6 protein-coding genes are annotated in these 8,126 nt (G+C 63.0%); 1 reads left to right on the top strand and 5 read right to left on the bottom strand.

Going from position 1 to position 8,126, the window contains the following annotated elements:
* Positions 1 to 78: 78 nt before the first annotated feature.
* From NUV89_RS25470 to NUV89_RS25450, 5 genes are all read right to left on the bottom strand, one after another.
* Positions 79 to 924, bottom strand: coding sequence for an NAD-dependent protein deacetylase (locus tag NUV89_RS25470; protein ID WP_257783491.1), 846 nt, complete (start codon positions 922 to 924; stop codon positions 79 to 81).
* 8 nt (positions 925 to 932) lie between these two features.
* Positions 933 to 1,373: a CBS domain-containing protein gene (locus tag NUV89_RS25465; protein ID WP_017736564.1), complete on the bottom strand. Its 441-nt coding sequence runs from the start codon at positions 1,371 to 1,373 to the stop codon at positions 933 to 935.
* 133 nt (positions 1,374 to 1,506) lie between these two features.
* A complete protein-coding gene (locus tag NUV89_RS25460; protein WP_257783490.1) occupies positions 1,507 to 3,447 on the bottom strand; it encodes a DNA topoisomerase III in 1,941 nt (646 codons plus the stop codon).
* Positions 3,448 to 3,655: 208 nt separating this feature from the next.
* Positions 3,656 to 5,278: an MFS transporter gene (locus NUV89_RS25455; protein WP_207041916.1), complete on the bottom strand. Its 1,623-nt coding sequence runs from the start codon at positions 5,276 to 5,278 to the stop codon at positions 3,656 to 3,658.
* Positions 5,279 to 5,343: 65 nt separating this feature from the next.
* The gene (locus tag NUV89_RS25450; protein ID WP_257783489.1) at positions 5,344 to 6,990 is read right to left on the bottom strand and encodes a GMC family oxidoreductase; all 1,647 of its coding nucleotides are present in this window, start codon (positions 6,988 to 6,990) and stop codon (positions 5,344 to 5,346) included.
* 143 nt (positions 6,991 to 7,133) lie between these two features.
* Here NUV89_RS25450 and NUV89_RS25445 point away from each other — a divergent pair, with 143 nt between their 5' ends.
* Positions 7,134 to 8,027 (top strand): LysR family transcriptional regulator, encoded by an 894-nt coding sequence (locus NUV89_RS25445; protein WP_257783488.1) that lies wholly within the window; start codon positions 7,134 to 7,136, stop codon positions 8,025 to 8,027.
* The last annotated feature ends 99 nt before the right edge of the window (positions 8,028 to 8,126 follow it).

Genomic DNA, 8,126 nt, shown 5'->3' with positions numbered 1-8,126 from the left:
TCAGTTGAATATCTGTTAACTGACACTCCGTATTCGCGAGCAAGCCCGCTCCCACATTTGTGGCGTGTGGCGTTTGAGCTATTTCAAACGCTCAACCAGCAACGGCAACAACCGTTCGCACGATGCCTCGATCTTCACCTGCAACAACTCATCCCCCCGCGTCTTGCCCAGGTTGATCGCAATCACCGGCTCGCCTTGTTCCACCATCGCCTTGCACAGGCGAAACGCCGAATAAGCCATCAGCGATGAACCGACCACCAGCAACCCCTCGGCCTGCGCCACCGCCGCCATGGCCTTGGCGGCCGTCGCCTGGGCGACGTTCTCACCGAAGAACACCACATCCGGTTTTAAGCGTTGACCGTTGCAATGGGGGCAGTGGGGGATGTGGAAGCGTTCTTCAAAGGCCGGATCAAGCAGCGTATCGCCATCGGGGGCTTGTACGGCATCGACGCCGGCCAGGTAGGGATTTTCGTGTTCCATCCGTTGTTGGATCAGATCGCGCGGGCTGCGCTGCTGGCAGTCCAGGCACAGTACCCGGTGCAGGCTGCCGTGCAGCTCGATCACGTCATGGCTGCCGGCCTGGTCATGCAGGGTGTCGACGTTTTGGGTGATCAAGCCGCTGATGCGCTGGTGTTGTTGCAGGGTTGCCAGGGCCCGATGGGCAGGGTTCGGCTGGGCGATACGCACCCTCGGCCAGCCCAGCATCGCCCGTGCCCAGTAACGGCGGCGGGCTTGGGCGGTGGCGAGGAATTCCTGGTACATCATCGGTGCCGTGCCTCGGCGCACGCCTTCGCTGTCGCGATAATCGGGAATTCCCGAAGACGTGCTGATTCCCGCACCGGTCAGCACCAGAAAGCGCCGTTCGGCCATGGCCCGGTGCAGGGTGTCGAGTTGGTCATCCTGATGTTCCAGGCTGTCGAGCATGGGTTCCCCTATTCGCCGCGGATGTATTGCTCCAGTTGCTTGATAAGGTCTGCCTGGTCGGCAATGGCTTCTTTCACCAGGTCACCGATGGAGAGCAGGCCCAGCAGTTTTCCATCCTCGACCACGGGCAGGTGGCGCAGGTGGCTGTCGGTCATGATGTTCATGCACTCATCGACTTTTTTGTGGGTGTCGACGGTAATCACCGGAGAACTCATCACCTCGTGGACCTTCGTGGTGACCGACGACAGCCCCTTGAGCATGATTTTGCGCGCGTAGTCACGTTCGCTGATGATGCCTACCACTACGCCATCCCTGACGACCGGCAAGGCCCCGACGTTTTTCTCCGACATGCGGACCAGCGCTTCAAACACGGTGTGGTCGTGTTTGATGACATGGACTTCCTGATTCTTCTGGTCCTTGGCTTTGAGCACTTGTGCAACGGTTTTCATGGCGGCCACTCCGGTGTTGTTGTTAGGAAGTCAGCAAGTCCCCTACAGAATCCTAGACGGCCCACGGGAGGGCAAGGTCCAAAGCGGCGTCAAACCCGTCGAAAAACGTCATTCGCCGGACTTTTTTCCGCTTTTACCCGGCATTAGCCGGTTTTTTGCCGCGCCGGGGGCTGGCGGCCGCCTTGCGTGGGGCGCTCTTGCGCTTCTTTTTCCACGGCGCAGCGCCTTGGCCTGGCGGGCCGGTGATGGTCATGCGCAGGCCATTGCAGCGCGCCACCTGCTTGCTCATCCAGGCCGCCTGCTTGGCGACGAACTCTTCCAGGCTCATCTCGCCGCTTTGCACCATGTCCAGGGCTTGCTCCCAGATCGCGGTGGTGCCCGGGTCGGCAATGGCGCGGGGCACGGCGTCGATCAGGCTGAATGCCGCAGCAGTCGCCGACAGGGCCTTGCCGTTTTTCATCAGGTAACCACGGTCCAGCAAGCCTTGGATAATCCCGGCGCGGGTGGCTTCGGTGCCAATGCCCGTGGTGTCCTTGAGCTTTTGCTTGAGCAGGGGGTCCTCTACCAGCTTGGCGACGTTCTTCATTGCCTTAATCAGGTCGCCCTCGGTAAAGGGCTTGGGCGGTTGGGTCCACAGGTCCTTGAGGTTGACCCTGGCCACCCCATAGTCCTGGCCTTGTACCAGCGTGGGCAAGGCTTGCGGTGCAGGCGCTTCGCGGCCCTTGGCCGGCGCCAGGGCTTCGGGCAGGGCGCGTTTCCAGCCGGGCTCGATCACCACCTTGCCCACCGCCCGCAACGCGTGCCCGGCACAGTCGAAATCCGCCTGGGTGCGATCGTATTCATGGTTGGGCAGGAACTGCGCCAGGTAACGCGCGCGAATCAACGTGTACACCGCGCGGTGCTTGCCGGTGAGTTGCCCCGCGTCCTTGCCGGCGCCGGTGGGGATGATGCCGTGGTGGGCGCTGACCTTGGCGTCGTTCCACGCCCGCGAACGGCGTTGCGGGTCGAGATGGGGCATCAGCTCGTTCACGGCAGCATCGGCTCGGCCCAGCGCGGCGAGAATCTTCGGCGCGTCGCTGTGCTGGCTGACCGGCAGGTAGCCGCAGTCGCTGCGTGGGTAGGTGATGGCCTTGTGGGTTTCGTACAACGACTGGGCGATGTCGAGGGTTTCCTGGGCGCCGAGGCCGAGCTTCTTGGAGCAGATTTCCTGCAGGGTGCCCAGGTCGAAGGGCAGGGGCGCCACCTCGCGCATGCGTTCGGTACGCAGCTTGACCAGGCGCGCGCTGGCCGCGTTGCGCATCGCATCGGCCGCGTCCCGCGCCAGTTGCGGGTTGAGGCAACGGCCCTGGTCATCGCAGGCATCCTCGGCCGCGCGCCATTGGGCGGTGAAGGTCATGTGCTGGTGCTGCAAGTCGACGTCGATGGCCCAGTACGCCACCGGGACGAAATCGGCGATGCTGCGTTCACGGTCCACCACCAGGCGCAAGGTCGGGGTTTGCACGCGGCCCACGGGCAGCACGCCTTGATACCCGGACTGGCGTCCGAGCAGGGTGAACAAGCGGCTCATGTTCATGCCGATCAGCCAGTCGGCGCGGGAACGGCCAAGGGCCGAGTGGTACAGGCTGAAGGTTTCGGCGCCGGGCTTGAGTGCGGCCAGGGCCTTGCGAATGGACGCATCGTCCAGCGCCGACAGCCACAAGCGCTGGATCGGCCCACGATAACGGCAGTGTTCCACCAGTTCGCGGGCAATCATCTCGCCTTCGCGGTCGGCGTCGGTGGCGATCACCAGTTCCTGGGCTTCCCCCAGCAGGCGCTTGACCGCCTTGTATTGACTGGCGGTCTTGGGCTTGACCTGCATCTTCCATTTTTCCGGGACGATCGGCAGGTCGGTCAGTACCCAGCGTTTGTACTTGGCGTCGTAGGCGTCGGGCGGGGCGGTTTCCAGCAGGTGGCCGATGCACCAGGTGACTGTGACCCCATTGCCCAGCCAGCAGCCGTCGCCCCTGCGACTGGCGCCGAGCACGGCCGCGATGTCCTTGGCCTGGGAGGGTTTTTCACAGAGGTACAGCCGCATGGTTATCACATCAGATCGGGTTGATGCTGTGCAGGATGCTCAGTCGGCGGGCATTGTTCAACCTTTATCTGTATGGATGTACAGCAATTTGTGTGGGAGCGGGCTTGCCCGCGATGGCGGTGTGTCAGCCAATACATGTTTGACTGGCCCACCGCCTTCGCGGGCAAGCCCGCTCCCACAGGGGATCTGCTGTGTTCAGGAGATCGGGTTAGTTGTTATCGATATCCACGTGCCGGGTTTCCTTCAGGCAGATCATCCCCACCACCAGGCTCACCCCCGTCACCACCACCGGGTACCACAGGCCGTAGAAAATATCCCCGGTGTACACCACCAACGCAAACGACACCGTCGGCAGGAACCCGCCAAACCAGCCGTTGCCGATGTGATACGGCAGGGACATCGAGGTGTAGCGGATACGCGTCGGGAACAGTTCCACCATCAGCGCCGCCAGCGGGCCGTAGCACATGGCCGCGATCAGGATCAGCGCGACGATCAGCACCACCACCATGGTTTTGTTGACCTGGGCCACGTCCGCCGAGCTCGGGTAGCCGGCCAGGGTCACGGCGCCGCGCAGGGCCGCTTCGTCAAAACCGTCGATACGCACTTCGCCCACGCTCACCTGCACCGGGCTGCCGGCCGGGGCGGCGGCGCTGCTGTAGGGCAGGCCCTGCTTGACCAGGAAGGTCTTGACCTTGTCGCATGGGCTGTCAAATTTCGCCTTGCCCACCGGGTCGAACTGGAAGGTGCAGGTGGCCGGGTCGGCCAGCACGGTGATCGGCGCCTGTTGGCTGGCCTGGTCCATCGCCGGGTTGGTGTAGTGCGCCAGGCTCTTGAAGATCGGGAAGTACAACACGGTGGCCAGCAGTAGGCCGAGCATCAGCACCGGCTTGCGCCCGACCTTGTCCGACAGCCAGCCAAAGAAGATAAAGAACGGCGCGCCGATCACCACGCTGATAATCAGCAACATGTTCGCCAGCGCCGGGTCCATCTTGAGGAACTGGGTGAGGAAGAACAGCACATAGAACTGCGCCGCGTAGAAGGTCACCGCTTGCCCGCCGTTGATGCTGAACAGCGCGATCAGCACCACCTTGAGGTTGTCCCAGTTGCCGAACGACTCACTGATCGGCGCCTTGCTCGCCTTGCCTTCCTCTTTCATTTTCAGGAAGGCCGGCGACTCGTGCAGGCTCATGCGGATCCAGGTGGAAATGCCCAGCAGCACGATGGAGAACAGGAACGGAATACGCCAGCCCCATACTTCGAACTGGTCGCCAGTGAAGTAACGGCACGCCAGCACCACCAACAGCGACAGCAGCAGGCCGATGGTCGCGGTGGATTGAATCCAGCTGGTATGAAAACCACGCTTGCCCGCCGGTGCATGCTCGGCCACATAGGTCGCCGCGCCGCCGTATTCGCCGCCCAGCGCCAGGCCCTGGAGCATGCGCAGCACGATGAGGATGATCGGCGCCGCGATGCCGATGCTGGCGTAGGTCGGCAACAGCCCCACGCAAAACGTCGCCACGCCCATGAGGATGATGGTCACCAGGAAGGTGTACTTGCGCCCGATCATGTCGCCCAGGCGGCCGAACACCAGTGCACCGAAGGGCCGCACCACAAAGCCGGCCGCAAAGGCCATCAAGGCAAAGATAAACGCCGTGGTGTCGTTGACCCCGGCAAAGAACTGCTTGCTGATCACCGCCGCCAGCGCGCCGTAGAGGAAAAAGTCATACCACTCGAACACCGTCCCCAGGGACGAGGCGAAGATGACTTTCTTTGAGTCGTTGTTGGTGCTCGCGTCTATGACCGAGCCCAGGGGTTGAGCATGTTCTGACATCGGGTAGCCCTCACAGTGATTATTTATTGTTGTTCCACTGTCGGCGCCAGGTGTGGCGCCGCTATTCAGATTGCATGAACCGTTTCTCTCTGCGGGGTGAGGCTCCTTGTGTTCGGCGAAAGAATAAGCTGCGCGGCTTTTTCCGCGATCATCAGCGTGGGTGAGCAGGTGTTGCCGGAGGTGATGCGCGGCATGATCGAGGCATCGGCGATGCGCAGGCCGGGCACGCCATGCACGCGCAGTTGGGCGTCGACCACCGCATCGGCATCGCTGCCCATGCGGCAGGTGCCCACCGGATGGAAGATGGTCGTGCCGATGCGCGCCGCGGCTTCGTGCAGTTCATCTTCGCTTTGCAGCGAATCGCCGGGCAGGTACTCCACCGGCTTGAATGCGCGCAGGGCGGGTGCGGCAACGATGCGGCGCGTCAGGCGGATGGCATCGGCGGCCACGCGCAGGTCTTCTGGATGGCTGAGGTAATTGGGCCGGATCAGCGGCGCATCCGCCGGGTTGGCCGAGCGGATATCCACGCGGCCACGGCTTTGCGGGCGCAGGTCGCAGACCGACGCGGTAAATGCCGGGAACGCGTGCAGCGGCTCGCCAAAGCGCTCCAGGGACAGCGGCTGCACATGGTATTCGAGGTTGGCCGAGGTCTGTTCCGGGCCCGAACGGGCGAACGCGCCGAGCTGGCTGGGGGCCATCGACAACGGCCCGCTGCGGTCGTACAGGTATTGCAGGCCCATGCCCAGCTTGCCCCACACGGAGCCGGCGATCTGGTTGAGGGTGCGGGCGTTTTCCAGTTTGTAGATCAGGCGCAATTGCAGGTGGTCCTGCAGGTTGCCGCCGACGCCGGGCAGTTCACGCACGACTTCGATGCCCAGCGGTTTTAGCACGCTGGACGCACCTATCCCGGAACGTTGCAGGATGCCCGGCGAGCCCACAGAACCGGCACACAGCACGATTTCCTTGCGCGCCTTCCAGCTTAGCGACTGGCCCAACTGACGGCCGACGACTTGAGCGGCGCGGCCGTTCTCCAGGAGCACGCGGTCCACTTCCACTTCGGTCAGCACCGTGAGGTTGGGCCGCTGGCGGATCGGCTTGAGGAACGCCTTGGCTGCATTCCAGCGCACGCCGGCCTTCTGGTTGACCTGGAAGTAACCGCAGCCTTCGTTATCACCGGTGTTGAAATCGTTGATGTTGGCGATGCCGCTTTGCGCGGCCGCATCGCGGAACGCGTCGAGGATCGGCCAGTGCAGCCGCTGTTGCTCGACCCGCCACTCGCCGCCATCGCTGTGGAATTGCGAGCCGCCGGCAAAATGGTTTTCGCTCTGTTTGAACAGCGGCAGCACCTCGTTCCACGCCCAGCCCGCGTTGCCTGCCGCCGCCCAGCCGTCGTAGTCCTGGGCCTGGCCGCGCATGTAGATCATGCCGTTGATGGACGAGCAGCCACCCAGCACCTTGCCTCGTGGATAGCTCAGCGCACGGCCTTGCAGGCCTTCTTGCGCTTCGGTCTTGAAGCACCAGTCGGTGCGCGGGTTGCCGATGCAGTAGAGGTAGCCGACGGGGATGTGGATCCAGGGGTAATTGTCGCGGCCACCGGCTTCGAGCAGCAGCACGCGGTGGGCGGGGTTGGCGGACAGTCGATTGGCCAGCAGGCAGCCTGCGGGGCCGGCGCCTACGATGATGTAATCGTATTCAGCAGTTGCAGTGGGCATCTGAGGTCTCGCTTGTTTTTCTTATTGCCCCCATCCTAGTTGTTAGTTTTCGTCTTAAAAATGTTAGTTTTTACCCAGCTGCTGTGCGTTTTTAAACAGCGCGTTTAAATAACGCGGCCCGGGACCATGGAGAGGGAGGCGACATGTTCGACTGGAATGACCTGCGCTACTTTCTCGAGTTACAGCGCAGCGGCCGCCTGCTCACCGCCGCGCAACGCCTGAAGACCACCCACGCCACCGTCGCCCGGCATATCGAGGCCATCGAGAAAAGCCTCGGCACCGCGCTGTTTGTGCAGCACGCCCAGGGCTACGAGCTGACGCCCGCCGGCGAAGCGCTGCTCAAGCACGCCGAAGCCATGGAAAACGTCGCGCTGCTGGCCGAAGACGAACTCACCCACAGCGCCGCGCCGTTGGGCAAGATTCGCCTGGGCGTCGCCGAAGGCCTGGGCGTGATGTTCCTGGCCGGGCGCATGGGCGGCTTGTTTGAGCGCTACCCGGGCCTGGAAGTGGAACTGGTGGCGGTGCCGCGCTTCGTCAGCATCCTCAACCGTGAAGCCGAGATCAGCATCCACCTGGAGCGCCCCAGCGTCGATCAACTGGTCACGCGCAAACTCACCGACTATCGCCTTGCGCTGTACGCCAGCCGCGCCTACCTGGAGCGCAATCCGCCGATTGAAAAGCGCGAGGATCTCGCGGCGCACGCGTGGATCGATTATGTGGACGACCTGCTGTTCAGCCAGGAACTGAAATTCCTCAGCAGCTTCTGCCGCAACCCCAAGGTGGTGTTCCACAGCACCAGCGTGATCGCCCAGCACCAGGCGGCGCGTTCGGGCTTGGGGATTGCCGTGTTGCCGTGCTTCATGGCTTCGGCAGACCCGGAGTTGGTGGCGTTGCTGCCGGGGGAGGGGATCATGCGCAGCTACTGGATCAGCTCGCGGCGGGAGTTGCACAAATCGGTGCGGTTGCGGGTGTTGTGGGATTACGTGGTGGAGTTGTGCGCGCGGGAGCAAGGGTTGCTGCTTGGCGAGTCCAACTGACTGAAACCGGATTAAACCTGTGGGAGCTGGCTTGTGTGGGAGCGGGCTTGCTCGCGAATGCGGTGAATCAGTCACACATGTATTGACTGACACTCCGAT

The organism is Pseudomonas sp. 18.1.10 (assembly GCF_024655625.1).
Lineage (GTDB): Bacteria > Pseudomonadota > Gammaproteobacteria > Pseudomonadales > Pseudomonadaceae > Aquipseudomonas.
Note: the sequence above shows the minus strand (reverse complement) of the source record. Positions and strands in the feature narration are given on the sequence as shown.

Excerpts from the sequence above, each read along its gene's own strand:
- NUV89_RS25470 (WP_257783491.1), bottom strand. The coding sequence starts at position 924 with ATGCTCGACAGCCTGGAACATCAGGATGACCAACTCGACACCCTGCAC.
- NUV89_RS25465 (WP_017736564.1), bottom strand. The coding sequence starts at position 1,373 with ATGAAAACCGTTGCACAAGTGCTCAAAGCCAAGGACCAGAAGAATCAG.
- NUV89_RS25460 (WP_257783490.1), bottom strand. The coding sequence starts at position 3,447 with ATGCGGCTGTACCTCTGTGAAAAACCCTCCCAGGCCAAGGACATCGCG.
- NUV89_RS25455 (WP_207041916.1), bottom strand. The coding sequence starts at position 5,278 with ATGTCAGAACATGCTCAACCCCTGGGCTCGGTCATAGACGCGAGCACC.
- NUV89_RS25450 (WP_257783489.1), bottom strand. The coding sequence starts at position 6,990 with ATGCCCACTGCAACTGCTGAATACGATTACATCATCGTAGGCGCCGGC.
- NUV89_RS25445 (WP_257783488.1), top strand. The coding sequence starts at position 7,134 with ATGTTCGACTGGAATGACCTGCGCTACTTTCTCGAGTTACAGCGCAGC.